Here is a 25,278-nt window from a genome sequence, read left to right on the forward strand (position 1 = left end):
CATGCTGGAATTTAATAACTCAACGCCGCTGACCATGGGCGTAGAACTCGAGCTGCAGATCGTCAATCGACGTGATTACAATCTGACGCGCGGTTCCGATGATCTGCTACAGATCATCAACAAGACCGAGCACGGTTACGATATCAAGCCGGAAATAACCGAAAGCATGCTCGAGATCGCGACCTCGGTGCATCTCGATCATCATGAAATGCTGACCGAGCTGACCGCCATGCGCACCTTGATTGTAGCGGCTGCAGACAAGCTTAATCTCGGTCTCGCTGGTGGTGGCGCGCATCCGTTCCAGCATTGGGAAGATCAACGTATTTATCCAACCGATCGCTATCGCCTCGTGTCCGAGCTGTACGGTTATCTGGCCAAACAATTCACCGTCTACGGCCAGCACATTCATATCGGTTGCCCTAGCGGCGATGAAGCGATTCGCCTTGCGCATCTGCTGGCACGCACCATGCCGCACTTCATTACGCTATCGGCTTCGTCGCCTTTTTATCAAGGCGTGGACACTACGTTCCAGTCATCACGGCTGACCAGCATTAATGCATTCCCATTGAGTGGCACCATGCCCTTTGTCAGCGGCTGGGATGAGTTCAACGCCTACTTCAACAAAATGTCGAATCTGGGTATAGTCGCCAGCATGAAAGATTTTTATTGGGATATTCGTCCCAAACCTGAATACGGTACGGTCGAGATTCGCGTCTGCGATACACCGCTGGCGATAGAAACCGCCGTGGCCTTAGGTGCGTATGCACAAACCTTGAGCAAGTACTTCTTCGCACAACGTGACTTGCATCCGACTGCAGATACGGCACTGACTTATTCCTACAATCGCTTCCAGGCTTGTCGCTTCGGCTTGAACGGCGCGCTGATTAATCCGCTGACCGGCACGCAGTCGTCGATCAAGGACGATATCCTGCAAACCTTCGAGATGCTGAAGGACGTTGCTGAGGAAATGGGTACCGACGATGCAATCGAACTGCTGCGCCATCGTGTGTTGTCCAGCGAATCCGACGCTGACTGGTTGCGCGCCTGCTACGAAAAAAGCGGCTCGCTGAGCGACGTCGTGCGCCAGCAAAGTGCTGTGTGGATGGCAAAGTAAGTTGCCTTGCCTCCGATCCCAGGCGGTTGCGGCAGTAGTGGCAACCCGTCCAACTGTATTTTTGTAAGACAATTCCCACAAGCGAATCGGAAAATCACCGATTCTGCAAAGTTTGCCCTTCCTGCACAATCGACTCTGTAAAACTTGCAAGATGTTTTAACAGAGGAGAAACCAATGTCTAACGGATACAGTACAGACGGCAATGTTGTCGGCATGCCGGCACAAAATACACAAGAATTCGCTGTCATACCCGCCAGCCTGCAAGAGCTAGGCGCGTCCTACAAAAAAGACCACCGTTGCGGCAACCTATACGGCGCATCGGAAAACATGCTGCATCTTTTCAATATGATAGGCAAGGTCGCACCGACCAATGCCAACGTCTTGATCGTGGGTGAAAGCGGGACCGGCAAAGAACTGGTCGCTAATGTCATCCATCAAAAAAGCAAAGAAAGCTCGCAACCTTTCATTGCGTTGAACTGCGGCGCCGTGTCGCCGCAACTGATTGAAGCAGAACTGTTCGGCTCTGAACGCGGCAGTTTTACCGGCTCGGTACGCACTCAAAAAGGCTGCTTTGAACGCGCCGACGGCGGCACACTTTTCCTCGATGAAGTGACAGAAATGTCGCTGGACATGCAGGTCAAATTATTGCGCGTACTCGAAACCAATCGTTTCTATCGCATCGGTGCTGACGAAGAGACAGAAGTCAAAGTACGTGTAGTTGCCGCGACCAATCGTGACCCGCTGGAAGCAGTCGCCAACGGCACGCTGCGTAGCGATCTTTTCTATCGCCTGGCAGTCTTCCCTATCCATGTCCCCAAGCTGCGCGATCGCGGCGAAGACATACGTTTGCTGGCGAATCTTTTCCTCGCTCAATTGAATGAGGAAGAAGGCAATAACAAACATTTTTCAAAAGCGTCTTACCGCTTGTTGAATGAATACACATGGCCGGGCAATGTCCGTGAATTGAAAAACATTGTGCATCGCAGCTATATTCTTGCGGATCAGGAACTCGACATCAAATTGAGTATCAATCCAGCCAAAGCAAGTGCCAGTGAACAATCCGAAGATTGTGTCACCGTGCAGCTGGGAAGCAAGTTGGCAGACGCTGAACAGCGACTGATTTGTGCCACGCTGGGCCACTGCGGCGGGAATAAGACCTTGACGGCAGAGGTGTTAGGTGTGAGTCTTAAAACACTTTACAATCGGCTCAATGAATACCAAACCAAGCTGTTTATACCTGACCCGATTAACCGCACAAATCATTACGGTATGCCGGCTCGTAACTAGCACTCAATTGAAAAACACGTATTCATCATGGTAAAAATTCTCGTAGTTGACGATCATGCAGTGGTCCGCGCAGGTGTGCAGTATTTTATTGCGCAAGTGCCGGACATGAGTATCGAAGGCGAGGCAGCCACTGCTCAGGAAGCCATACGTCTGGTACGTTCGCAGGATTGGGATATCGTTTTACTCGACATCAATATGCCGGATAAAAGCGGCGTTGAAGTCTTGAAGCAAATCAAGCGCGAAAAACCCGATCTGCCTGTACTCATTTTGAGCATGCATCCGGAAAGCCGTTACGCGGTACAAATTCTGCGTAGCGGTGCCAGCGGATATGTACAAAAAGAAGCGCTGGCCGAAGAACTGGTCACGGCGATTCAAACCATTTTGCGCGGTCACAAATACATCAGCCATACAGTCGCAGAATTGCTGACGACAGAAGTTGATGCCAATGCGGAAAAACCGCTGCATGAAACGCTGTCAAAGCGCGAATACGAAATTTTCTATAAATTATGTCAAGGTCACGGCGTCACCAAGATCGCCGATGAACTCTGCCTGAGCGTAAAAACCGTTAGTACTTATCGGGCGCGCGTTTTGCAAAAGATGAATATGGAAAATAACGCGGGCATTATCTATTACGCTATCAAACAAAATTTGATCGATTAATTAATTCAGGTTTAGAACGACATGTCTTTCGATACTGCAGTTATCAGTAATAAATGCGATTCTTATATGAATGATGTGAAAAATAATTCAACTAACGGAAGTTGTCCTCCATTGCGTATCTTCCTGGTAGAGGATTCTATCGAAGTACGTGATCTGATGATAGAAAACCTGGCGATGATTCCCGGCGTAGTGGTAGCTGGCGTGTCTGAATCAGAGGCTGATGCATTGGATCAATTGAATACTATTCCTTGCGATATTCTGATCGTCGATATTCAACTGAAAAAAGGCAACGGCATTAATTTGCTGCGCCAATTATCGGAAAAACGCGATTACGATCCTTTGAAAATCATCTGCAGTAATAATGCGACTGAAGTATTCAGACGTGTTGGACGTCAGTATGGTGTGAATCACTTCTACGACAAGACTTCAGAATTCCCGCAATTATTTGAATTGGTAAAAGAGTTGAGTCACGCTCATAGTGAATGCCGCAGCCGAAACTGAGCTTTAGAAAAACCTGCATCGTCGCACTTCAATAACTGATCTAAAATCCTACGTAGCGACAACAAGCTATCACTTGCGCTTGTAAATCAGCATCCTCACCCGCCTTATCTGCAACAGCTCATTCTTAGAGCTAGTCTGCAAATCGAACTAACTCCCATCAGCAAGCAGCATTAAGTCACGTATCGCATTACCCGTTTTCTTCCAGCACATTGTCATCAGCCACTTGCGTATTTTCCGGTGTTTTTGGAATCGTGATGACGATCGTCGTGCCCTTGCCGTCCGCACCGTTCACCCTGACAGTGCCTCCCAGATAAGCCACCCGTTCGCGCATGCCGCGCAAACCATGAGTGCTCATACCGCCAGGATTTTCCGCAGGAATACCAATGCCGTTATCGCGCACAGTCAACACGATTTCATCATCGACGTCATCCAGCACAACATCGACATGCGTCGCTTTTGCATGCTTGGCGATATTGTTCAAGGCTTCCTGCACGATACGGAACAAGGCTATGTCAACGCGCGGTGCGTAGCCTAATTGGTCGTCAGGCAAATTGACGTTACACACTACGCCAGTGTATTTCTCAAACTCCGCAGCCTGTTCTGCGATGGCGATTTTGACGCCAAACACATCCAGTTTGTCAGGACGCAAACCGTTTTGAATACGCCGCGTTGCATCGGTAATGGAACTCAGCAAGGCCTTGATTTTGACCGAACGCTCAGTAAATTTTGGCTCAGGCGGCATCTGCTGGAATATCAAGGACAAATGCATGTTCAATGCGGTCAGCGCCGCCCCCAGATCGTCATGCAATTCTCTGGCGATTGAACGTTTCTCTTCTTCACGCGTTGTTTCAAGATGGCCGATTAGTTCGCTGACTTCAAAGGTACGCGCCGCAACCAATGCTTCCAGTTGCGTCTCATGTGCCTTCAACGCATCTTCCATACGCTTGCGATCCGTGATGTCGGTACTGATACCAACCAGGCCCATGACTTGACCCTTTGCGTCCAGCCACGGTGCTTTGGTCGAATGCATGGTGCGCATTCCATAGGCATAGCGGGTAGTGGTTTCAAAGGTCTTCGGCTTGCCGCCCAGGATCACAATGCGATCTTCTTCCATTACGCGCGCCGCATCATCTTTTTCCAGATACAACTCGTCGCTGCTCAAGCCGATTACTTGCTCGCGTTCTTTTCCAAGTAAACGCAGCTTGGCAGGATTGGCAAAAATCATGCGGCCGTTACGGTCTTTTACGAAAATTGCATCGGGCGTGTTATCGCTGACGGCGCGCAACAAGGCATTGCTTTCGGCCAGTGCGGCTTCGCCAATTTGACGCCCTTCGTATTCACGATTCAATAACGCAGCAGTACGGCAAAACATGATGAACAGCAATGTACCGCTAAGCATGATCAATAAAGGCGATGCCATGTTGGCATCGTAGAGATGATTTTGTACGCCCCATTTAATTGCGAAATCCAGAATCACCAGCATCAACAGACTGTTCGGCAACAGCCGGCGCAGAATTGGGCCACCCGGCGATTGACTATTCCAGAGACGCATCAGGCGATGCGAAGGACGTGCCGCCAGGATGCCAAGTCCAAGCACCATGAAGGTCACGGAAACAAAAGGTACCACCGTACGTGCAACCTCTGTCACACCAACCGACATCACGTTATATAGCTGACCAACCAACGGTATGCCCATCATGCCGATCAGGATGAAGGCGACGTATTCGGTTGGGTAATGACCACCGGAGGTACGATAATCGATGAGCAAAAGACAAAGACCGACCAATACAAAACCCAGCGCTGCAAGTGGTGATTCATTCAGCCAGAACTTGCCTTGCACACCAGTTTTTGCGAACAGGGTTTCCAGACCCAGATCGAAACCAAAAAAATACCGCAGCAATGCCGATGCACCAGCCGCAATCACACACAATGCAAATGCCGCAGCGAGCAGCTTGACGACCCTTCGGGCCGTGCCATGTGTAACTTGAATTGAGCGAAATGCCAATGCCAGCGCAGTCACGAAAAACACTATTCCTGTGCTCATCCTGATCGGCACAATATCGGACAAGCGATAGTCCAGAATCCAGAAGTCATGCGCTGCGTTATAAATGGCGACAATACCGACAGTCAAAATGAATGCCGCGGCAATGAGAGGCGCAATCAGAAAAGTAAAGGATTTACGATGTCCCGCTGATTGAAACATGGGCTAACTCCACTACGAATAAGACAACAGGATGAGACAAAAATTATCTTCCTGCTTCGAATAACACACGCCTGACTGTAATAACTCAGCCGCGACGACTTATTTATGATGATTTTTCTTGAGGGATTTTTTACAGCTTCTGAATACTGCATCTGCAGATATTTTCAGAACGAATCTTATAGCCTGCTGCTCTGAAATCATGTTGCTTTCATAGAGAAGCATAGCAGTATCTTTCGCGGCTGCAAACGCTTTCTCCGATATTAATCCAGCGAAATAGTCCTGTCCTTCCATTGGCAACTTGAATGCCAATAAGCAAAAACCCGCGAGAGCGGGTTTTTGCTTATGCGCGACATACGGTTAAGTCGCGTTTTAATAAAGTTGAGCTATGAAGATTAGACTTCATAGCAAACATCAGATTAACAAGGCGGGCAATCTTAAAAAATCAGATAAACCAATACCAATACAAAGAATGGCACGCCTAATATCCAAGCAAGAAAATATTTACCCATAATAGCCTCCTGAAAAATTGTAGTGGTGATCACTGACAGCAGCGCTATAAGCAGAGCAGCTGCAGCAACATTTTTTCTTCTTTACATGACCATCATCGTACCAACAGCATCATGTGGTTTCTATAGGAAATAGCCTGATATAGCTGTAGGACATTGCGAGTATTGCGAAACATTCCTATATGTGCACGCAAGATTTTATGTAGCAACTTTCCAGCCCGCGGTCACTCTTACTAGAGCCAAACAAGCAACCTCGCTGCATAGACGTGCGCAGCTAGTCGCAGTTGATTTGCATACAGCTATTACCTCATGGTCGCCATATGAACACGCAAGAAAATACAGCCGAGTCAGAACCACAAGAGCAAGCTGAAAATTTTTCAGTGTGGCGGCGAGCGCGCATCGTCTTCACATGTTCGATACTGGAATGGTTTGCACAACGTGGCGGCAGCAAAGGTGCGGCAGTTGCGTTCTATACCCTGTTCTCGATGGCGCCTATTCTGGTGCTCGCCATCGCAATTGCGGGTGCGGTATTCGGCCCGCAAGCTGCACGTGGCGAGATCTTCACGCAACTCACAGGATTAGTCGGCCCCAGCGGCGCGCAAGCGATTGAGATGCTGTTGGCCAACGCGCACAATCCGGACATCAGCCACACCGCAACCATCATTGCAACCATCTTCCTGCTGATAGGTGCCACTACGGTGTTCGCGGAATTAAAAGACAGCCTGGATGAAATCTGGCATGTTCCGATGGCGCGCCAAGCCGGCTGGATACAAGTACTGCGCGTGCGCGTTCTATCGTTTGGCATGGTGCTGGTACTCGCGTTTTTATTATTGGTCTCGCTCGTAATCAGCGCCGGACTCGCGCTGCTGGACCGCTACTGGGGCGGGCTGTGGAAAGATGCTGCATTCGTTCTTCAGCCAGCGTCGAACCTGCTTGCATACATCGTCATCGCCTGTTTATTCGCCGTGATTTACAAGATGCTGCCGCAAGTCAAACTATCCTGGCGCGACGTATCAATCGGCGCATTAGGTACTGCTGCGCTCTTCATCTTCGGCAAGTATTTGATCGGAATTTATCTGGGCAATAGCGGCGTTGCCAGCAGCTATGGCGCAGCCGGCTCATTGGTCGCACTTTTATTGTGGGTCTATTACTCGGCGCAGATATTTTTTCTGGGCGCCAGCTTCACGCGTCAATACGCTATGTGGTTTGGTACCTTGCGAAATAAAAAAGAACTCGACGAAAAAGTAAACACTGTTGCGTAGTACGCAGTCTTTTCCGCAAGTTCGCAGTATGTCTCTATTACATTTTTCTCTCACCCTCTTCGCGTTGTACTTCCTGTTGTCCTGCAAGCCCCTCCTGATTTCTCACATGTAGGCTTTGCAACTTACCCTGCGCTATTTACACATCAATAATAAATATTTTTATAAGTTATTGATTTTTATAAATAAATCTCCTGGCCTATGTTTTGCATAGTGATATGCAGGCACTGTCGCCGTAACGTATGAAATTCACTTAAGGAGAATGTTATGAATTGGGACGTTATCGAAGGTAACTGGAAACAGCTCAAGGGCAATGTCAAAGAACAGTGGGGCAAACTTACTGATGACCATCTTGATACGATCGCAGGCAAACGCGATCAACTCGCCGGCAAGATTCAAGAAGCTTACGGCGTGAGCAAAGATGAAGCTGAAAAGCAAATCAAATCGTTTGAAGATCGTAATCGCGACGACAAACGCTTCCTGTAAGAACGCATCAAATCAGGCGCGGAGTGACAATTACAAAATTGCATTACGCACTTGATTGCCAGACCACTCCAAATAAAAAATTAAAAGGAAACCTCATGAAAAAAGCACTCTCAATGATCGTTATGGCAAGCGCAAGCTTTGGCTTCATCGCTACATCGTATGCAGCACCAGCTGAAGCAAAAGCATCGTACGATGCGACCAAGAAAAAAGCTGATGCCGACTACAAAGTAGCAAAAGAAGCCTGCGACAGCCACAAAGACAATGCCAAAGACGTTTGCCAAAAAGAAGCGAAAGCTGCTCAAGTAAAAACGACGGCAGAAGCTGAAGCCGCTTACAAAGGCACAGATGCTGCTCGTAAAAAAGCACGCACCGACATCGCTGATGCAAACTATGAAGTTGCGAAAGAAAAATGCGATGACATGACAGGCAACAACAAAGACGTTTGCGTAAAAGAAGCTAAAGCTGCAAAAACAGCAGCAGTTGCTGACGCTAAAGCTGGTAAAGAAGTTTCAGAAGCAAAAAAAGACGCTCGTGAAGACAAACACGACGCTAACGTTGCTGTGCAAAAAGAAAAATGTGATGCTTTGACCGGCGCTGAAAAATCGCGTTGTGTTGCTGCTGCAAAATAAGTAGCTTCATCTGTTAAACCAGCTACGTTCGTCACTTTAAATGAGCGACTGACGTAGCAGCTAACAGAAGAAAAGCGGCCTCACTAAGCAATTAGTGAGGCCGCTTTTTATCATCGCTTTTATTTATTACAGCATCTCTTCGATGGGTGGTTGAATCTTGATTCTTTAGAAAGCATTCATCATGAATTTACTGATCTGGATAATTGCAGGCAGCGTTGTCGGCGCGATGACAGGTACCGTCTTGTACGTATTAAAGCGCGCACAAAGCAATGCACTGCTCATTAATATCGTTACCGGCGCTGCAGGTGCGCTGGTCGGCGGCAGTTTATTGGCACCAATTTTTGGAACAGGCGCCATCAATCCGCAACACTACAGTAATGCCAAAATGCTGGTTGCGATAGCCAGTGCACTCGTCTTATTGATCATCGTGAATACCTTCGATCAATTTAACAAACACTAATTCGGCGCATAACCATGCATCCATTTATTTTGGATGAATCATGTCCTGCGGCTGTACCCAAAGATCAAACTCTTCGCTGGTAACAAATCCCAAGCCCAAGGCAGTTTCCTTCAAAGTGCTGCCATCGTGATGCGCCTGCTTCGCGATCTTCGCCGCCTTGTCGTAACCGATATGCGGTGCCAAGGCCGTCACCAACATCAATGAACGTCCCATCAACTCATCGATCCGATCGCGATTGGCAACGATGCCATGCGCGCAATGTTCATCGAAACTATTTATACCGTCGCTGAGCAAACGCACGCTTTGCAAAAAATTATGTGCCAGCAGCGGCTTGAAAACATTCAGCTCGAAGTTGCCGGATGCACCACCAAAGTTGATCGCCACATCATTGCCAAATACCTGACAACACAACATCGTGACGGCTTCGCTCTGCGTAGGATTGACCTTGCCCGGCATGATGGAACTGCCAGGTTCGTTTTCAGGAATGCTGAGTTCACCTAAACCGGAACGCGGGCCCGATGCCAGCCAGCGCACATCGTTGGCAATTTTCATCATGGCGGCAGCAAATGTCTTCAAGCCACCATGCACGCTGACCAAGGCGTCGTGCGCTGCCAATGCAGCGAATTTATTTGTCGCAGTTTTAAACGGCACACCAGTTCGTTGCGCCAGCTCAGTTGCAATGCGTACGCCAAATTCTGGATGCGTATTCAAACCTGTGCCTACCGCTGTGCCGCCAGCTGCAAGTTCGTGCAATGCAGGCTGCAAGGCTGTAATCGCAGAGCCGGCATATTCAAGTTGCGCCACATAGCCGGAGAATTCCTGACCCAGCGTCAACGGCGTTGCATCCTGCAAATGAGTACGACCGATTTTGACGATATCGGAAAATTCTTCAGATTTCTGTTGCAAGGTTTGACGTAATTTGGCGATCTGCGGCAATAGATTTTTGCTGACGCCGATTGCAGCCGCCACATACATCGCCGTCGGGAAGATGTCGTTGGATGACTGCCCAAGATTCACATCATCGTTAGGATGAATCAGACGTTTGTCACCACGCTCGCCATTCGACAACTCCGATGCGCGATTGGCCAGCACCTCGTTCATGTTCATATTGCTCTGCGTGCCAGAACCGGTCTGCCACACGGCTAATGGAAATTCATTTGGATGCAGCCCGGCGATGACTTCCTCCGCCGCGCTGACTATCGCGGCGGCCTTCTGCTTATCCAGCTTGCCCAAATCGCGATTAACAATTGCCGCCGCACGTTTGACTTCAGCGAGTGCGACGATCAACTCATGCGGCATCTTCTCGGTCGATATTTTGAAGTGTTCAAGCGAGCGCTGCGTTTGTGCGCCCCATAAATGTTCGTTGTCTACCTCGATCAAGCCAAAGGTGTCGCGCTCCATTCTTGTTTTCATGTTTCAGTCCTTAAAGATGTACGTGTGCTTGTGTGTTCCATCATGCACTAAAAACATTTCGACGATATTCAAGTAGCAACTTGCAGTGCTGGCCAAATTGACGCGAGCGACTTCATTTATTCCACACGATATCAGACAGAAAAAAATGCTACTCAGATTCAGCATATCCATATTCGGAAAAATTCGACTGAATCCAATTTTAATTACCTTAGAATCTTGTTGCACTAGATCAACACGAATGTGTTGTCTTTCCATTTTTAAATCACCACGCCGCTCTCATCCTGAATCGCAAGCAAGCACACCTTTGCATGGAGCCACTTATCCGAAAAGCAGTTGTCATGAATTTGCCAGCCTTGCAGGCAGGGTTCAGTGCGCTCGTCGGTTACGTAAGCAAGGGATTGCAGCGCGGCACAAGAAAACGTCCGGCCTACTTATCTGATCCGGCGGCTGACGGTTTCCTGGCGACAGATAAAATCATCTGGGTCTTGCGCGTCGCGGATGGACAAGTGGCTTATGCCAGTCCTACGGTAGAGGAAATTTATGGCCGTTCGCCCGAACTGTTTTATGCGCATCCCGAACTCTGGCTGGAAAGCATTGCGCCCGCCGATAGAGAACAGGCACGCGCCGTCATTGCATCGATAGAACAAGAACCCAGGCAAACATTGAGGCTGCGTATCAATCGGCAAGATGGCAGTCCGTGCTGGATAGAATATAGCGCGCAACTGATTGCCGGCATTGATGAACACGATAGCCATATCAAGCTGGCAGGCACCGACATCACCACGCGTCATCATTTGGAAGTTGCGTTAGCGCGCAGCAATCGCGCTTTGCGTGCGATCCATGATTGCGAAGACGTGATTGCAGAAGCAACAGAAGAAAACGCCTTGCTGCAAGGGATATGCCGAGTCGTTACAGCAACCGGTTATCGGATGGCATGGGCCGGCATACTGGAAAATGACGGCGCGATTACACCTGTAGGCGTCACGCAGGAGCACAAGAATTATTTCGATGCGTTGAAGACACCGTTACAAGCAGGCGGCACCGGTACCAGCGCAATTGCGAAGGCACTCGCAACACGCCGTCCAGCCGTCGCAAATTATTTTGCCAGCGATATGAGTCCGACACCGTGGCGTGAAGAAGCAATGCGTTGCGGCTTCTATTCAAAACTCGTTTTGCCTATGGCCGATGGCGACACGATGATAGGCGTCTTTAATGTGTACGCATCCGAACCTGATGCGTTTGACGCGCAAGAAGTCGCACTGCTAGTCAGCCTGGCGCAACGCGTCACAGTACAACTCAGATCGCATCGAGATCGAACCGGCCGCCAAGCTGCAGAAGCAGCATTGCGACTGCGAGAACGGGCAATTGAATGCAGCGCAAATGCGGTCATCATTTCCAGCGCGCAGGCACCGGACTTCGCGATTGAATATGTGAACCCGGCCTTCGAACGCATTACCGGCTACGCCGCTACCGAAGTCATAGGCCGCAACAGTGTTTTCTTGTTGGGTAATGATCTGGGACAATCCGGCTTGCATGAAATCCGCAGCGCGCTCTTGGAAAAACGCGAAGGCAAAGCCGTGCTGCGCAACTATCGCAAGGATGGTTCGTTGTTCTGGAATGATCTGTACGTCGCCCCCGTCAAGGATGACGACGGCCGCACTACGCACTTCGTCGCGGCGATGAGCGACATCACGCCGATGAAGCAATACGAGACCACGCTGCACAGACTGGCTAGCCACGATGTATTGACCGGCTTGCCGAATCGCGCCTTATTGCAAGACAGGTTGGAAAACGCCATCGCCTTTTCCTCACGCAACGGCCATTCAGTCTGGGTGGTATTGGTCGATTTGGATAGATTCAAGTTCGTCAACGATACGATGGGCCATCAGGCTGGCGATGCCTTGTTGAAAATAGTCTCGGATCGATTGCAGGCATCGGTACGCGAATCAGATACCGTCGCACGCCTCGGCGGTGACGAATTCGTTCTGGTATTGCCGGAATGTGGCGATGGTCCATCCGGCTATCCATCCGACGTGATAGATCGCATCATGGAAACCATCACGCAACCGTTGAAAATTCAAGGCAGCGATTTCTTCTTGAGTTGCAGCGTCGGCATCGCGGTTTATCCGAATGATGGCGACGACGCTGCCAGCCTGATCGCGCATGCCGATGTCGCGATGTATCGCTCCAAGGAATTGGGGCGCAACACCTTCCAGTTCTATACACCGGCGATGAACGATCAGGCCTTAGAACGTTTGCGCATAGAAGGTGAATTGCGTCATGCAGTCGAGCTCAATGAACTGATCTTGCATTACCAGCCGCAAGTCGATTTGCAAAGCGGTGCGATCGTTGGCGTAGAAGCACTAGTGCGCTGGAATCATCCTATTCTCGGCATGGTGCAACCCGGTAGTTTCATCAGTCTGGCGGAAGAAACCGGTTTGATTATTCCCTTGGGTGCATGGGTATTGCGAACTGCTTGCGAACAAGCCAAGGCGTGGCACGAGATGGGATTTACCAATCTACGCATGGCCGTTAATTTATCGGCCAGACAATTTACGCAATCCAGTTTGCTGGAATCGATTAAATCGACATTGGAAGAAACCGGCTTAGCGCCACGTTTCCTCGAGATAGAATTAACCGAGAGTTCGGTGATGACGGATATCGAACGCAATATTCTGACCTTGCGTGATTTGAAATCCTTGGGCATTCAATTGTCAGTCGATGATTTTGGTACTGGTCATTCGAGCCTCGCTTATTTGAAACGCTTCCCTATCGATACCTTGAAGATCGATCGCTCATTCGTACGCGATATCGCCATCAACCGCGACGATGCCTCCATCGTTTCATCGATCATCTCGCTGGCACATCATCTGAAACTCAATGTGATTGCAGAAGGCGTGGAAACGCAAAGTCAGATGGATATTCTGCGCGCGCAGCAATGCGATGAGATGCAAGGTTACTTTTTCTGCAAACCTCTGCCTGCGGATCAGATTGAAACTTTGCTGCGTGAGCAGCATGTGGCCGCGCTCGCCTGATTCTTTCCATGTCCCTCTGAAAATTCTCCACCACTTTCTGCATGACCTTATGCAGAAACCGGCTTATGCGAAAACCGATAATGCATCCGCGAAGAGATTCGTTCCTTTAGCAGGTTGTCGTCGTTAAGCTTCGATTCTTAAGTTCATTTCCAGATAACAAGACGAATCGATAACAAGCGTCAGCAATCAATCAGCGCGGTATTGCGCACTCACATCAAGGGAAAATATGGATCGCAGAAATTTCATCAAGAGTGCATCGCTCTTGTCCGCAACACTATTTGCAGCAACGCTGTCCTTCAATGCCGCAGCGGCAACACCAGAAGAAGTTCGTCTCGATTACGCCTACTACTCGCCTACCAGCCTGGTGCTGAAACATTTCGGCTGGCTGGAAGAATCGCTGAAACTTAGTGGCGTCAAAGTGAAATGGACGCTGTCACAAGGCAGCAATCGCGCGCTGGAATACTTGAGCGCAAATAGTATCGACTTCGGCAGTACCGCCGGTTTGGCCGCTGTGTTATCGCGCGCAAACGGCAATCCAATCAAGAGTGTTTATGTCTACTCGCGTCCTGAATGGACCGCATTAGTTGTCGCCAAAGACTCACCGATCAAAACCGTCGCCGATTTGAAGGGCAAAAAAATCGCTGCAACCAAAGGCACCGATCCTTACCTGTTCCTGTTGCGCACATTGAAGCTGCATAACATCAAGAAATCCGATGTAGAAATCGTCCACCTGCAACACGCCGATGGTCGTGCCGCACTGGAAACCGGTCGCGTCGATGCGTGGGCCGGCCTTGATCCACACATGGCTGCCAGCGAATTGCAAGCCAACTCGCGTCTTTTGTATCGCAATGTCGGCTTCAACACTTATGGCTTCCTGAACGTAACGGAAGACTTCGCGAAAAAATATCCTGAACAAGTGAAGCAAGTTATCGCAGCCTATGAGCGTGCAAGATTGTGGGTCCTGGCTAATCCAAAAGAAGCGTCACAAATTCAAGCTGATGAAGCAAAAATTTCATTGGCAGTCGCCAAGGTTCAATTGAATCGAACTGATTTCTCCAATCCTTATATCGGCCGTGAACATCGCGATGCATTGCAAGCCGCTGCACCTATCTTGCTGCAAGAAGATCTGGTTAAAAAAGGAACTGACGTCAACAAAGTCATCAATGATTTGATCGATCCAAGCTTCGTGCAATCGCTTCCTAAAAAAGCAACGAACTAAATCAGCAAAACATAAGCAGCAAACAGACAGTGTAAGGAGTCGTCACCATGGATAACAGCGCATCGTTCAATCCGATTGCCACCCGCATCGGTCAGCACACAGACGCACGCACACACAATGTGCGCGCCGCCAAGGTGGCGAACAACTCTTCCGCAATATCTGCAAAAAGTCGCATCGCATGGCTCGGCTGGATATTGCCTATCGCCTTGCTCGTGCTGGCAGAAACCGCTGCGCATTTCGGCTGGGTACAGGCACGCTTGCTGCCGCCACCGACAGAGATTGTGCAAACGCTTTCCAGCCTTGCCGAGCAAGGTTTGTTCACACATATTTTTGCCAGTGTGGCACGCGTATTTTCCGGCTATGCCATCGGTGCAGTACTCGCCATTGCATTCGGCTTGTTGGTAGGTTTGAGCAAACATGCAGAAGCGTTTTTCGAACCAACTTTTCAAGCTTTGCGCGCCATCCCCAGCCTCGCCTGGGTACCGCTGCTGCTACTTTGGTTTGGTATTGATGAAACGCCGAAGATCACATTGATCGCCATCGGCGCTTTCTTCCCTATTTATCTCGGCTTGGTATCCGGCATACGTAACGTCGATCGCAAGCTGATCGAGCTGGGCGAGATGTACAGCTTGTCCTCCATCGCACTCGCACACCGCATCGTCTTGCCGGCCGCCTTGCCTAGCTTGTTCACAGGCTTGCGCAATGGCTTGTCGCTGGCATGGATGTTCCTGGTCGCAGCAGAGCTGATTGCGGCAACCAAAGGCATAGGTTATTTGCTGACCGATGGCCGCGAAACCAGTCGTCCTGATGTCGTATTGGCAGCCATCATCTTGCTCGCGATTTTAGGCAAGCTGACTGATGGCGTTTTGAAGTGGCTGGAAACTCGCAAGCTGGCCTGGTCTGATTCACTCGCTACACGTGCGGTTTAAGGGAAAGCAATGACAGTTCTGCTCGACCTCCATGTACGCAATAAAAGCTTTGCTGATCGCACCGTTCTGCAAGATGTCACGCTGCAAATTCAAGCTGGCGAAATCGTCAGTCTGGTTGGCAAATCAGGTTGTGGAAAAAGTACCCTGCTGCGCTTGATCGCCGGGCTTGATAGGCAATTCAGCGGAGAGATATCTCTTAACGGGAAAAAGCTGGACGGCATTACACAAGACATCGGCCTGATTTTTCAGGAGCCGCGCTTGCTGCCGTGGCTTACCGTTGCAGAAAACGTAGGCTTCAACAGCAACGACAAAAATATCAACATCAGAGTGCGCATCGAGAATTTGCTGCATGAAGTCGGCTTGAGCGATGCCATTGATTACCTGCCTAAAAATCTATCCGGCGGTATGGCGCAACGTGCAGCGATTGCGCGTGGCCTGTTCAATCAACCGCGTTTATTGTTGCTGGATGAACCGTTCTCGGCAGTCGATGCATTTACGCGTATGCGGCTGCAGGATCTACTCACGACGTTGGCGCGACAACATGATTTCGCCGTCTTGCTGGTCACGCATGACATTGACGAAGCCGCGTACCTGAGCGATCGCGTATTGACCATGGGCGACGGCAACATCATCGATGAAACCGCCGTCACGCTAGCAAGACCGCGCAGTCGTCATGCACCTGAACTAACGCAAGCACGCGACGACATCCTCAAAGTTCTGGAAGAAAACCACGTAGTTTAAATATAAGCATTAGCCTCAAACATTTACATCGGCACGCACAAGCATGCTTTATCAACATCTGGAGAAACACATGAAAGTAGTAAGCAATTTTCGACGTAAAGTCATCGCCGCACTGACGCTGTTGCCACTCTTGGCGATCGCGCCAGCGCATGCGCAAAAAGCACCTGACACCGTCCGTATCGGTTACCAAAAATCATCGACCCTGATCACCGTGTTGAAAACCCGCGCTACGCTGGAACAACGTCTGGGCGCATTGGGCGTCAAAGTTACATGGCACGAATTTGCCAGCGGCTTGCCATTGCTCGAAGCATTGAACGTCGGTGCAGTTGACGTCTCAGCCGACGTTGCCGATACGGTACCGGTCTTTGCCTTGGCAGCTGGTGCACAACTGACCTACATCGCACAAGAAGCGCCATCACCAAGTGCACAAGCAATTGTCGTGAAGGCCGATTCACCGATCAAAACGCTGGCTGATTTACGCGGCAAACGTATCGGCTTTGCCAAAGCGGCAGGCGCACATTATCTGTTGATCGCTGCGTTGGAAAAAGCCGGCCTGTCCTTGAAAGACATTCAACTCGCTTATTTGGCACCAGCCGATGGCCGTGCTGCATTCGAGCGTGGCGCGATTGATGCGTGGGTAATCTGGGATCCATTTTTGGCAGCAGTAGAACGTCAATCGCAAGTGCGCGTATTGAGCGATGGTCGTGGTCTGGCTGATTATCAACGCTACTACCTGGCATCGACACCATTTGCAAAAGCGCGTCCGGATGTCGTCAAAGTCATCGTCGATTCGCTGGTGGAAACTGGTAAATGGGTCAAGCAATCACCACGCGATGCAGCAACTTTGTTGGCACCGGTCTGGGGTCTGGATGTAGCAACCGTCGAACAAGCGAATGCGCGCCGCAGCTATGACGTGCGTGCAGTCTTGCCAGAACGTTTGGCTGAGCAACAAAAAATCGCTGATGCATTCCTGGCCGAAGGTTTGCTGCCGAAGAAAGTCAACGCCACTGCTGTACCTGTTTTTTAAATTAATATTGCATTGGAATAAACGGCCATGGGTCAATTACTCAAACTCGGCGAACTGCCACAGAACGCTACGACTGCTCCGACTTACACGCCAGCACATCTGGTGCAACGTGATTTTGGTACGCTGAGCGAGGCGGTTGAGAACACTGCAGCGGCATTGGCGCTGACAGCAACCGAACGCGATCGTAGTGGTGGCACCGCATGGACTGAACGACAAGCGCTGCGCGACAGCGGCTTGCTAAAACTGTCCGTGCCGGCAGCATTCGGCGGACCGGAAACCCCGTGGCCAACGATCTATAAAATCATTCGACGCTTCGCTGAAGTTGATAGTTCGCTCGCACATCTATTCGGCTTTCAACATCTGCAAGTCGCAAGTGTTGTGTTGTTTGGTAACCCGGAACAGAAGTCGCTTTACCTCGGCAAAACGGTGAGCGAAAACTGGTTCTGGGGTAATGCAACCAATGGCCTCGATACACGCGCCACGCTCACATTGCGTGAAGGCGAAGGTAACGATGACAGCGGCAGTGGCGGCTATTACGAACTGAATGGCATCAAGTCATTCTGCTCGGGTGCGACCGGCTCTGACATGATCAACATCACGGCGCCGCGTTCGGCTGATCCGGCGGATCGCGTGTTCCTGTCTATCCCAACTTCGCGCACCGGCGTCAAGGTATTGGACGATTGGGACAATCTAGGTCAGCGTCAAACCGATAGCGGCTCTGTCACTTTCGATAAAGTCCGCGTAGAGAAAAATGAAGTGCTCGGCCCACCGGGAACATCCGGCACACCGCGTGCAACTTTACGTACCTTAGTATCGCAATTAATCCTGATCGAGATCTACATCGGCAACGCCCAAGGCGCATTGCTGAATGCGTGGAAATATACGCATGAGCAAGGTCGTCCTTGGTTCACATCCGGACTGGATAGAGCCATTGATGATCCATTCACGCAGCAACATTACGGTGATCTGTGGATAGCATTGCGTGGTGCGATTGCCTTGGCAGAAGCTGCCGCCTTGCAATTGCAACGTGCTTGGGATAAAGGCGATGATTTGACTGCGGAAGAACGCGGTCAACTTGCCGTGACTATCTATGAAGCGAAAATTGCAGCAGCGCGTGCCGCACTCGATATCACATCAAAAATATTTGAAGTGATGGGTGCGCGTGCCACGGCAGCCAAATATGGCTTCGACCGCTTCTGGCGCAATGTACGCGTGCACACCTTGCATGATTCTCTGGATTACAAATTGAAAGATATCGGTCAGTGGGTGTTGACTGGTGAAGTTCCTGTGCCTTCTATCTATTCGTAAGCACTACGTTAGTATTTTTGAATCACGCGTAATTCACTGAACCTTGCAACTGCATGGTCTATGAATGCGCGTGACTTCGGCGCCATCAGGCGCGCGCTTGGAAATACCAGGTGCACCGGCAAAATTGCCGTTTCCATTTTTGGAAAAATTCTCACTAAACTTCCATTCGCCAACTCATCAGCCACTTGATACGACAATAGTCGTGCAATGCCCCGCCCTGCTTTAGCCGCGAGCAACACAGCATCGATTTCATTGACCATCAAACGCGGCGTCAACGGCACCACCTGATCGCGGCCATCTACTCTGAAGCGCCACTCCGACGTACTACCGAATCCCGAATTAAAAATCACATCGTGCGATGACAGGTCAGTCAGTGTGCGTGGCTTGCCGCGGCGCTTGATGTAATCGGGACTCGCGACCAGAACGGATTGCACCTGGCCTACCCGGCGCGCAACCAGACTGGTATCAGCCAAAAGGCCAATGCGCACTGCAATGTCTATGCCCTCGTCAATCAAATCGATATTGCGATCATTGATCACCAGATCGACCCGCATTTCCGGATATAGATCGAGATAACTATTCACTATCGGTGCCACGTGACGGCGGCCGAATACGACTGGCGCCGTCACCCGCAAAGTGCCCCGCATCGGTGCGGATGGATCTTCCTGCACTGCCTGTTCGTATTCACTCAACACTTGCCGCGCGTGTTGCAGCAATCGTGTACCCGCTTCGGTCGGCGCCATATGTCGCGTGGTTCTCTCCACAAGTCGCGTGCCTATGCGCTGTTCCAGCGAGCCGAGTAGGCGCGTAATCGCAGGTGCCGAACGACGCAGCTTGCGACTGGCTCCAATCAGGCTACCGGCATCCATAATCGCAATGAAGACTTCCAGTTCTTCCAGTCTATCCATTAATGGCTCCCGCCTTATTCTTCCAATATATGAAATAGTAAATTGCAATTTTACGTAATTTACACCATTTATCGGAATGACTAAGATGAAGTCTCAATCAAGCCAAGGACATCATCATGACCACAATCAAACTTTACGGAGTTTCTTTATCAGGACATTGCCATCGCGTGGAAGTACTGCTGCGCATGCTGAATATTCCACATGAATATATCGAAGCGCCTGTATCAGTGCGCGCCACTGATGAGTTCGGCAAGCTGAATCCCTTGCGGCAAATCCCGGTATTGGTCGATGGTGGTCTGGTTCTATCCGACAGCAATGCCATCATGGTTTATCTGGTCAAACGCTATGGCGCAAAAACATCATGGTTATCGGACGACGCGATTGAAGCTGCGCAGATACAGCGCTGGTTGTCGATTGCGGCGGGCGAAGTAAGGCATGGCCCGGCGAGCGCGCGCATGTCCGCCCTGTGGAATATGAAAGGAGAAATAGATCCGATACGTGCAAATGAAATCGCAGAGAAATTATTGATCATGATGGACACACATCTAGCCGGACGCGATTACCTTGCGACGAACAATCCCACCATCGCAGATCTGGCTTGCTATTCCTACGTGGCGCACGCTCCTGAAGGTCGGATTTCTTTGGCGCCGTATCCTGAAGTTCGCAAATGGCTGGCACGCATCGAGGCCTTGCCCAACTTCCATCCTATGCCGCAGTCAGTGGTGCCGGTGGCAGCATGAGCTCATCTATGAATCCACCAGTCAACCCGCAGCCTTTCCATGACGGAGAACTGCGCGCACATATTGAAGCCGGGACCGGCACGCCCGGTTTTGCGATACGGGAAATGATGCCGGATCAGCATAGACAGTTTTTTTCCTCGCTGCGTTTTGTGATGCTGGCGACTACCGACACTGACGGCTGGCCGGTTGCAACGATAGTGACCGGACCGCAAGGTTTTATCAGCAGCGATGATCCCCAAAGTTTAAGGATTGCTGCGACTGCACACTGGCAAGAATCATTCACGCCTTTGCTTGATAGCGACAAGGCCATCGGCATGCTCGGCATTGAGTTCAGTACCCGCAGGCGCAATCGTGTGAATGGCTATGTGACTGCATTCGATAAAGACGGTTTGCATGTGCATGTCGAACAATCATTTGGCAACTGCCCGAAGTACATACAGGCGCGCGAGGTCAGTAATGAAATGAATGATTGTCTGGAATCGCCCAGAGAATTCTTTACGGATCTGAATGACGCAGCTAAAAAAATCATCAACCATGCCGATACTTTTTTTGTGGCTACGGCTTCAGGCAATGAGGTGATGAACGGCAGCGGTGTCGACATCTCGCATCGCGGCGGCATGCCGGGATTTATCCGCATCGACGGCAATACGCTGACGATTCCAGACTTCGTAGGTAATCGCTATTTCAATACACTAGGAAACATGCTGGTCGAACCGCGCGCAGCATTGCTGTTTATCGATTTCAATACTGGCGATTTACTTCACCTGCAAGGCACCACAGAGGTGTTGTGGCAATCGGATGAAACCGGCAATCCTGTTGGAGCCGAACGACTATGGCGTTTTCACATCAAGTCAGCTTGGATAAAGTCGAATGCAATTCCCTTGCAATGGACTTTGAGAGAATTTGCACCGACTACGGAAAATACCGGCGTTTGGGCTTAAGAAATTTATATGGCATCGTAGGTTGGAAAATTGATGAGGCTACATGTGTGATCGCGCCGCTAAATCAAAGAACATGTGAGTCTGTACACAAGGACCTATAAAAAATGAGGGCATCGTGTGGACATTGAACAATCCCAAAAGTCAGAAATATCTAGCCTTGTCCCTCACTATTTTTCATTCGATCTCATCCCGCCAAGGCTGTCAGTTCATCATTCCAATAAGTGGACAAGCGTAACCAGCCTTCCAACACAAGTCATGAATCGCGCGTTAACGCCACTCTCACGCCATTTCCGTCAGTCTTAGTTTTTATCTCTGGCATCCATAAGGAAATACAATTTTCATAAAAAACAGACTCGATGCTACGATCGCAACACGCTTCACCCAAATCGAAACATGTTGTACCGATCAGATCTTTCAAAGGAAATCATTCATGACAAATGAAGCCAAGTGTCCGTTCAACCATACCGCCGGTGGCGGCACTACCAACCGTGACTGGTGGCCTAAGCAGTTACGTCTGGATCTGCTGGCACAGCATTCGTCGAAGTCCAATCCTATGGACCCCGATTTCAATTATGCCAAGGCATTCAAGAGTCTTGATCTGCCCGCATTGAAAAAAGATATCGCCGCGTTGATGACCGATTCGCAAGACTGGTGGCCTGCCGATTTCGGTCACTACGGCCCGCTGTTTATTCGCATGGCATGGCACAGCGCAGGCACATATCGCATCGGCGATGGCCGTGGCGGCGCAGGTCGTGGACAACAGCGCTTTGCGCCATTGAATAGCTGGCCAGACAATGTCAGCCTCGACAAGGCACGACGTCTGTTGTGGCCCATCAAACAGAAATATGGCAAGAAAATTTCCTGGGCAGATCTTCTGATTTTGACCGGCAACGTCGCGCTGGAAACCATGGGCTTCAAGACCTTCGGTTTTGCTGGTGGCCGTGAAGATGTATGGGAACCAGATCTGGACACCTACTGGGGTACCGAAACCACTTGGCTAGGCGGCGACGCGCGCTATGGCAAAAGTACACCTGGCAGCCATACCGGCGAGATCGTGGCTGACGCCGACAAGCACGGCAGCGAAGAAGGTCGCACCGACCCTGCCGGCCGCAATCTGGAAAACCCATTGGCAGCAGTACAAATGGGGCTGATCTATGTCAACCCAGAAGGCCCTGAAGGCAATCCTGATCCGATCGCAGCTGCGCACGATATCCGTGAAACATTTGCTCGCATGGCGATGAACGATGAAGAGACAGTGGCGCTGATCGCTGGTGGTCACACCTTCGGCAAAACGCACGGTGCAGGCGATGCCAAGCATGTTGGTCGCGAGCCGGAAGCCTCTGATCTCGAACATCAAGGTTTTGGCTGGAATAGCAGCTTCGGCACTGGCGTTGGCAAGGATGCGATCACCAGCGGTCTGGAAGTAACGTGGACGCAGACGCCTACGCAGTGGAGCAATTTCTTTTTTGAAAATCTGTTCAAGTTCGATTGGGAACTGACCAAGAGTCCGGCCGGCGCACATCAATGGATTGCGAAGAACGGAGCTGGCGCAGGCACCATTCCAGATGCGCACGATGCGTCGAAGAGCCACGCACCGACCATGTTGACGACGGACTTATCGTTACGCTTTGACCCCGCCTACGAAAAAATTTCGCGCCGCTTTTTTGAGCATCCAGAAGAGTTCGCCGATGCCTTCGCGCGTGCATGGTTCAAGCTGACCCATCGCGATATGGGTCCGCGTGCGCGTTACCTCGGGCCAGAAGTTCCAGCTGAAGAATTGATCTGGCAAGATCCATTGCCGGTGGCAAGCACACCACTGATCGATGACAAGGACATCGCAACGCTGAAGACGAAGGTACTCGCTTCTGGCTTGTCGGTTTCTGAATTGGTATCGACCGCGTGGGCATCTGCCTCCACCTTCCGTGGTTCGGACAAGCGCGGTGGTGCCAACGGCGCGCGCATTCGTCTCGCGCCGCAAAAAGATTGGGCAGTCAATCAGCCTGCGCAACTGGCTAAGATACTTAACACGCTAGAAAGTATACAAAGCGATTTCAATGCGACCCAAACGGGTGGCAAGAAGGTTTCGCTGGCCGACCTGATCGTGTTAGCTGGCTCTGCAGGTGTAGAGCAAGCGGCCAAGAGTGCTGGTCAGAATGTAACGGTGCCATTCACCCCTGGTCGTACCGATGCCTCGCAAGAACAGACCGACATCGAATCGTTCATGCCACTGGAACCGATCGCCGATGGTTTCCGCAACTACCTTAAAGGCCAGTACAGCGTTCCTGCCGAAGCTTTGCTGATTGACAAGGCGCAGTTGCTGACGTTGACCGTGCCGGAAGTAGCCGTGCTGGTAGGCGGCCTGCGTGTTCTTGGTGCTAACGTCGGTCAGACACAGCATGGTGTGTTCACGACGCGTCCAGGCACTTTGACTAACGATTTCTTTCTGAACTTGCTCGACATGAGTACGGAATGGAAAGCAACATCACCAGCCAAAGATGCATTCGAAGGACGTGATCGCAAGACAGGCGCAGCCAAATGGACAGGCACACGTATCGACTTGTTGTTCGGCTCACACGCGCAGTTGCGTGCAGTGGCAGAGGTGTATGGAAGCGCCGATGCACAAGAGAAGTTCGTGCATGACTTTGTAGCGACGTGGACCAAGGTGATGAATCTGGATCGTTTCGATCTGGCCTGATTCGAGTAATACAACTGGAAATATCTAAAGCGGCGAATCTTTTGATTCGCCGCTTTTTTTATGGTGCTGGCGTAGCGTCAATATGGAAATGTCCGCTTACGGCAGGAAGCTGATTTTTTAATTTTGCTAGTTCGTAACTTGGATGAACGCAATTACATACATCGACGTTCAAATGTTGAATTCGAAAAAGCCTCTTCCGCTGGATAAGAAATATATGTTTTAGATTTGCAAATAGAGCAAATAAAATACGCTCCATTCAAATCTTTCATGCATGTTGTATTGGCTTTTTGTACTACGCACATGCATTTCTGATTCTGGCATTGATATGACATGACTTCTCCTAATGAGCTCTCATCCCTGCGGCAAATGTCTTGGACATCCGCGAGATGTAAAACTAAACAGTGACCTGGTCTGTCAACGAATCAAATGACCAGTGACGACCTAAATTTGATTGATGGCTCGGATCGTCCGCCCAGCATTGAATTTGATGAAGTGCTTCTTCAATCTGCATCGACTTGTCGAAATAGGCATCGGCACCTAGTGCAGCGGTCACCGAACGATAATGATCCGGTTTGTTTGACAGCATTGCGACCAATGGGCAATTTTTAACTGAGGATGGGGCAACCTCATTTTTCAACCGACGAAGAATGTTTATTCCATTGCCTTCGCGTAGGGAAATATCTAGCAGTACCAAATCAGGTGCCAGATCATGAATCAGGTTTAATGCCCCCTCTTCATTGTCCGCGTGACCGACAACATGTACATCGGTTAAATTTAAAAGCAAACCACATAGCTGCTCTCTTATTAGCGCTGAATCTTCAATCAGTACGATATTCATAAATTCTTTCAATTGAACCTGTGTACTCAAAGTAACACCTAGGTATAAATCGAAACGACTAAATGCTGCCATCATTAGTCTCAATACGATGTAGGACAAACCGCTGTCCATTTCCAAATTTGCTGAATAAGATGTTCCTAACTTTGAATAAACTGAACTCCTCTCATCTCATTTTTCAACTCCGCATTATCAATGTCTAAATAGTCTGTTGATTTGCATCGAAAACTGACCCACTTAGCCGCATAATTTGCATCTAAAACTGACCCACGTTTAGAACACAATCCTACTTACCAAAGTGAGTGGGAGATTGGAGTGATCGACGTGGCATTACTTGGAATTATTCGACGCTGGCACCTTCGTGACCAGGTCTCATTAAGGG

The 25,278-nt window shown here is 50.1% G+C and carries 21 protein-coding genes; 17 read left to right on the top strand and 4 right to left on the bottom strand.

What is annotated here, in order from left to right:
- Window position 1: 1 nt before the first annotated feature.
- The 4 genes from Q7T66_RS05410 to Q7T66_RS05425 all read left to right on the top strand — a co-directional run bounded on the left by Q7T66_RS05410 (window position 2) and on the right by Q7T66_RS05425 (window position 3,562).
- Window positions 2-1,114, top strand: coding sequence for a YbdK family carboxylate-amine ligase (locus Q7T66_RS05410; RefSeq protein ID WP_304932293.1), 1,113 nt, complete (start codon window positions 2-4; stop codon window positions 1,112-1,114).
- A gap of 174 nt (window positions 1,115-1,288) precedes the next feature.
- The gene (locus tag Q7T66_RS05415) at window positions 1,289-2,401 is read left to right on the top strand and encodes a sigma-54-dependent Fis family transcriptional regulator (RefSeq protein ID WP_304932294.1); all 1,113 of its coding nucleotides are present in this window, start codon (window positions 1,289-1,291) and stop codon (window positions 2,399-2,401) included.
- A gap of 27 nt (window positions 2,402-2,428) precedes the next feature.
- Window positions 2,429-3,061: a response regulator transcription factor gene (locus Q7T66_RS05420; protein ID WP_304932296.1), complete on the top strand. Its 633-nt coding sequence runs from the start codon at window positions 2,429-2,431 to the stop codon at window positions 3,059-3,061.
- A 21-nt stretch (window positions 3,062-3,082) separates the two neighbouring features.
- On the top strand, window positions 3,083-3,562 hold the full coding sequence (locus Q7T66_RS05425; protein ID WP_370691611.1) for a response regulator: 480 nt from the start codon (window positions 3,083-3,085) through the stop codon (window positions 3,560-3,562).
- Between the two features lie 187 nt (window positions 3,563-3,749).
- On the opposite strand, the gene Q7T66_RS05430 is transcribed toward Q7T66_RS05425, so the two are convergent.
- Window positions 3,750-5,765: a PAS domain-containing protein gene (locus tag Q7T66_RS05430; RefSeq protein WP_304932297.1), complete on the bottom strand. Its 2,016-nt coding sequence runs from the start codon at window positions 5,763-5,765 to the stop codon at window positions 3,750-3,752.
- A gap of 826 nt (window positions 5,766-6,591) precedes the next feature.
- On the opposite strand from Q7T66_RS05430, the gene Q7T66_RS05435 reads away from it, so the two are divergent.
- The 4 genes from Q7T66_RS05435 (at window position 6,592) to Q7T66_RS05450 (ending at window position 9,105) form a co-directional block, all read left to right on the top strand.
- Complete coding sequence (locus Q7T66_RS05435; protein ID WP_304932298.1) at window positions 6,592-7,533, top strand: YihY/virulence factor BrkB family protein; 942 nt, start codon at window positions 6,592-6,594, stop codon at window positions 7,531-7,533.
- A 264-nt stretch (window positions 7,534-7,797) separates the two neighbouring features.
- The gene (locus tag Q7T66_RS05440) at window positions 7,798-8,016 is read left to right on the top strand and encodes a CsbD family protein (protein WP_304932299.1); all 219 of its coding nucleotides are present in this window, start codon (window positions 7,798-7,800) and stop codon (window positions 8,014-8,016) included.
- A 95-nt stretch (window positions 8,017-8,111) separates the two neighbouring features.
- A complete protein-coding gene (locus tag Q7T66_RS05445) occupies window positions 8,112-8,645 on the top strand; it encodes a hypothetical protein (RefSeq protein ID WP_304932300.1) in 534 nt (177 codons plus the stop codon).
- 181 nt (window positions 8,646-8,826) lie between these two features.
- Window positions 8,827-9,105, top strand: coding sequence for a GlsB/YeaQ/YmgE family stress response membrane protein (locus Q7T66_RS05450; RefSeq protein WP_304932301.1), 279 nt, complete (start codon window positions 8,827-8,829; stop codon window positions 9,103-9,105).
- Window positions 9,106-9,129: 24 nt separating this feature from the next.
- Here the strand turns inward: Q7T66_RS05450 and fumC are convergent, their stop codons facing one another.
- Entirely contained in the window at window positions 9,130-10,518 is a 1,389-nt protein-coding gene (fumC, locus tag Q7T66_RS05455) for a class II fumarate hydratase (RefSeq protein WP_304932302.1), read from the bottom strand.
- Window positions 10,519-10,856: 338 nt separating this feature from the next.
- On the opposite strand from fumC, the gene Q7T66_RS05460 reads away from it, so the two are divergent.
- The 6 genes from Q7T66_RS05460 to Q7T66_RS05485 all read left to right on the top strand — a co-directional run bounded on the left by Q7T66_RS05460 (window position 10,857) and on the right by Q7T66_RS05485 (window position 18,777).
- A complete protein-coding gene (locus Q7T66_RS05460) occupies window positions 10,857-13,553 on the top strand; it encodes an EAL domain-containing protein (protein WP_304932303.1) in 2,697 nt (898 codons plus the stop codon).
- Window positions 13,554-13,779: 226 nt separating this feature from the next.
- On the top strand, window positions 13,780-14,772 hold the full coding sequence (locus Q7T66_RS05465) for an aliphatic sulfonate ABC transporter substrate-binding protein (protein WP_304932304.1): 993 nt from the start codon (window positions 13,780-13,782) through the stop codon (window positions 14,770-14,772).
- 47 nt (window positions 14,773-14,819) lie between these two features.
- Window positions 14,820-15,701 carry an ABC transporter permease gene (locus Q7T66_RS05470; protein WP_304932305.1) on the top strand — a complete coding sequence of 294 codons (882 nt, stop codon included), beginning with the start codon at window positions 14,820-14,822 and terminating at the stop codon, window positions 15,699-15,701.
- Between the two features lie 9 nt (window positions 15,702-15,710).
- Entirely contained in the window at window positions 15,711-16,442 is a 732-nt protein-coding gene (locus tag Q7T66_RS05475; RefSeq protein WP_304932306.1) for an ABC transporter ATP-binding protein, read from the top strand.
- 70 nt (window positions 16,443-16,512) lie between these two features.
- Window positions 16,513-17,469: an aliphatic sulfonate ABC transporter substrate-binding protein gene (locus Q7T66_RS05480; RefSeq protein WP_304932307.1), complete on the top strand. Its 957-nt coding sequence runs from the start codon at window positions 16,513-16,515 to the stop codon at window positions 17,467-17,469.
- A 27-nt stretch (window positions 17,470-17,496) separates the two neighbouring features.
- Complete coding sequence (locus Q7T66_RS05485) at window positions 17,497-18,777, top strand: acyl-CoA dehydrogenase family protein (protein WP_304932308.1); 1,281 nt, start codon at window positions 17,497-17,499, stop codon at window positions 18,775-18,777.
- An 8-nt stretch (window positions 18,778-18,785) separates the two neighbouring features.
- On the opposite strand, the gene Q7T66_RS05490 is transcribed toward Q7T66_RS05485, so the two are convergent.
- Window positions 18,786-19,685, bottom strand: coding sequence for a LysR family transcriptional regulator (locus Q7T66_RS05490; protein WP_304932309.1), 900 nt, complete (start codon window positions 19,683-19,685; stop codon window positions 18,786-18,788).
- A gap of 116 nt (window positions 19,686-19,801) precedes the next feature.
- Here Q7T66_RS05490 and Q7T66_RS05495 point away from each other — a divergent pair, with 116 nt between their 5' ends.
- The 3 genes from Q7T66_RS05495 to katG all read left to right on the top strand — a co-directional run bounded on the left by Q7T66_RS05495 (window position 19,802) and on the right by katG (window position 24,061).
- Window positions 19,802-20,425: a glutathione S-transferase gene (locus Q7T66_RS05495; protein ID WP_304932310.1), complete on the top strand. Its 624-nt coding sequence runs from the start codon at window positions 19,802-19,804 to the stop codon at window positions 20,423-20,425.
- A complete protein-coding gene (locus Q7T66_RS05500) occupies window positions 20,422-21,366 on the top strand; it encodes a pyridoxamine 5'-phosphate oxidase family protein (protein WP_304932311.1) in 945 nt (314 codons plus the stop codon). The genes Q7T66_RS05495 and Q7T66_RS05500 overlap by 4 nt, the downstream gene beginning before the upstream one ends.
- Before the next feature lie 430 nt (window positions 21,367-21,796).
- On the top strand, window positions 21,797-24,061 hold the full coding sequence (katG, locus tag Q7T66_RS05505; RefSeq protein ID WP_304932312.1) for a catalase/peroxidase HPI: 2,265 nt from the start codon (window positions 21,797-21,799) through the stop codon (window positions 24,059-24,061).
- A gap of 394 nt (window positions 24,062-24,455) precedes the next feature.
- Here the strand turns inward: katG and Q7T66_RS05510 are convergent, their stop codons facing one another.
- Window positions 24,456-24,971 carry a response regulator gene (locus tag Q7T66_RS05510; RefSeq protein ID WP_304932313.1) on the bottom strand — a complete coding sequence of 172 codons (516 nt, stop codon included), beginning with the start codon at window positions 24,969-24,971 and terminating at the stop codon, window positions 24,456-24,458.
- Window positions 24,972-25,278: the final 307 nt, after the last annotated feature.

The sequence above is a fragment of the Herminiimonas sp. genome, from assembly GCF_030655415.1.

What these genes read in the sequence shown, in the direction of transcription:
- katG (WP_304932312.1), top strand. Translation starts at nt 21,797, where the DNA reads ATGACAAATGAAGCCAAGTGTCCGTTCAACCATACCGCCGGTGGCGGC.
- Q7T66_RS05495 (WP_304932310.1), top strand. Translation starts at nt 19,802, where the DNA reads ATGACCACAATCAAACTTTACGGAGTTTCTTTATCAGGACATTGCCAT.
- Q7T66_RS05410 (WP_304932293.1), top strand. Translation starts at nt 2, where the DNA reads ATGCTGGAATTTAATAACTCAACGCCGCTGACCATGGGCGTAGAACTC.
- Q7T66_RS05510 (WP_304932313.1), bottom strand. Translation starts at nt 24,971, where the DNA reads ATGGCAGCATTTAGTCGTTTCGATTTATACCTAGGTGTTACTTTGAGT.
- Q7T66_RS05490 (WP_304932309.1), bottom strand. Translation starts at nt 19,685, where the DNA reads ATGGATAGACTGGAAGAACTGGAAGTCTTCATTGCGATTATGGATGCC.
- Q7T66_RS05470 (WP_304932305.1), top strand. Translation starts at nt 14,820, where the DNA reads ATGGATAACAGCGCATCGTTCAATCCGATTGCCACCCGCATCGGTCAG.
- Q7T66_RS05485 (WP_304932308.1), top strand. Translation starts at nt 17,497, where the DNA reads ATGGGTCAATTACTCAAACTCGGCGAACTGCCACAGAACGCTACGACT.
- Q7T66_RS05430 (WP_304932297.1), bottom strand. Translation starts at nt 5,765, where the DNA reads ATGTTTCAATCAGCGGGACATCGTAAATCCTTTACTTTTCTGATTGCG.
- Q7T66_RS05460 (WP_304932303.1), top strand. Translation starts at nt 10,857, where the DNA reads ATGAATTTGCCAGCCTTGCAGGCAGGGTTCAGTGCGCTCGTCGGTTAC.
- Q7T66_RS05465 (WP_304932304.1), top strand. Translation starts at nt 13,780, where the DNA reads ATGGATCGCAGAAATTTCATCAAGAGTGCATCGCTCTTGTCCGCAACA.
- Q7T66_RS05435 (WP_304932298.1), top strand. Translation starts at nt 6,592, where the DNA reads ATGAACACGCAAGAAAATACAGCCGAGTCAGAACCACAAGAGCAAGCT.
- Q7T66_RS05415 (WP_304932294.1), top strand. Translation starts at nt 1,289, where the DNA reads ATGTCTAACGGATACAGTACAGACGGCAATGTTGTCGGCATGCCGGCA.
- fumC (WP_304932302.1), bottom strand. Translation starts at nt 10,518, where the DNA reads ATGAAAACAAGAATGGAGCGCGACACCTTTGGCTTGATCGAGGTAGAC.
- Q7T66_RS05480 (WP_304932307.1), top strand. Translation starts at nt 16,513, where the DNA reads ATGAAAGTAGTAAGCAATTTTCGACGTAAAGTCATCGCCGCACTGACG.
- Q7T66_RS05450 (WP_304932301.1), top strand. Translation starts at nt 8,827, where the DNA reads ATGAATTTACTGATCTGGATAATTGCAGGCAGCGTTGTCGGCGCGATG.
- Q7T66_RS05500 (WP_304932311.1), top strand. Translation starts at nt 20,422, where the DNA reads ATGAGCTCATCTATGAATCCACCAGTCAACCCGCAGCCTTTCCATGAC.
- Q7T66_RS05425 (WP_370691611.1), top strand. Translation starts at nt 3,083, where the DNA reads ATGTCTTTCGATACTGCAGTTATCAGTAATAAATGCGATTCTTATATG.
- Q7T66_RS05420 (WP_304932296.1), top strand. Translation starts at nt 2,429, where the DNA reads ATGGTAAAAATTCTCGTAGTTGACGATCATGCAGTGGTCCGCGCAGGT.
- Q7T66_RS05445 (WP_304932300.1), top strand. Translation starts at nt 8,112, where the DNA reads ATGAAAAAAGCACTCTCAATGATCGTTATGGCAAGCGCAAGCTTTGGC.
- Q7T66_RS05440 (WP_304932299.1), top strand. Translation starts at nt 7,798, where the DNA reads ATGAATTGGGACGTTATCGAAGGTAACTGGAAACAGCTCAAGGGCAAT.
- Q7T66_RS05475 (WP_304932306.1), top strand. Translation starts at nt 15,711, where the DNA reads ATGACAGTTCTGCTCGACCTCCATGTACGCAATAAAAGCTTTGCTGAT.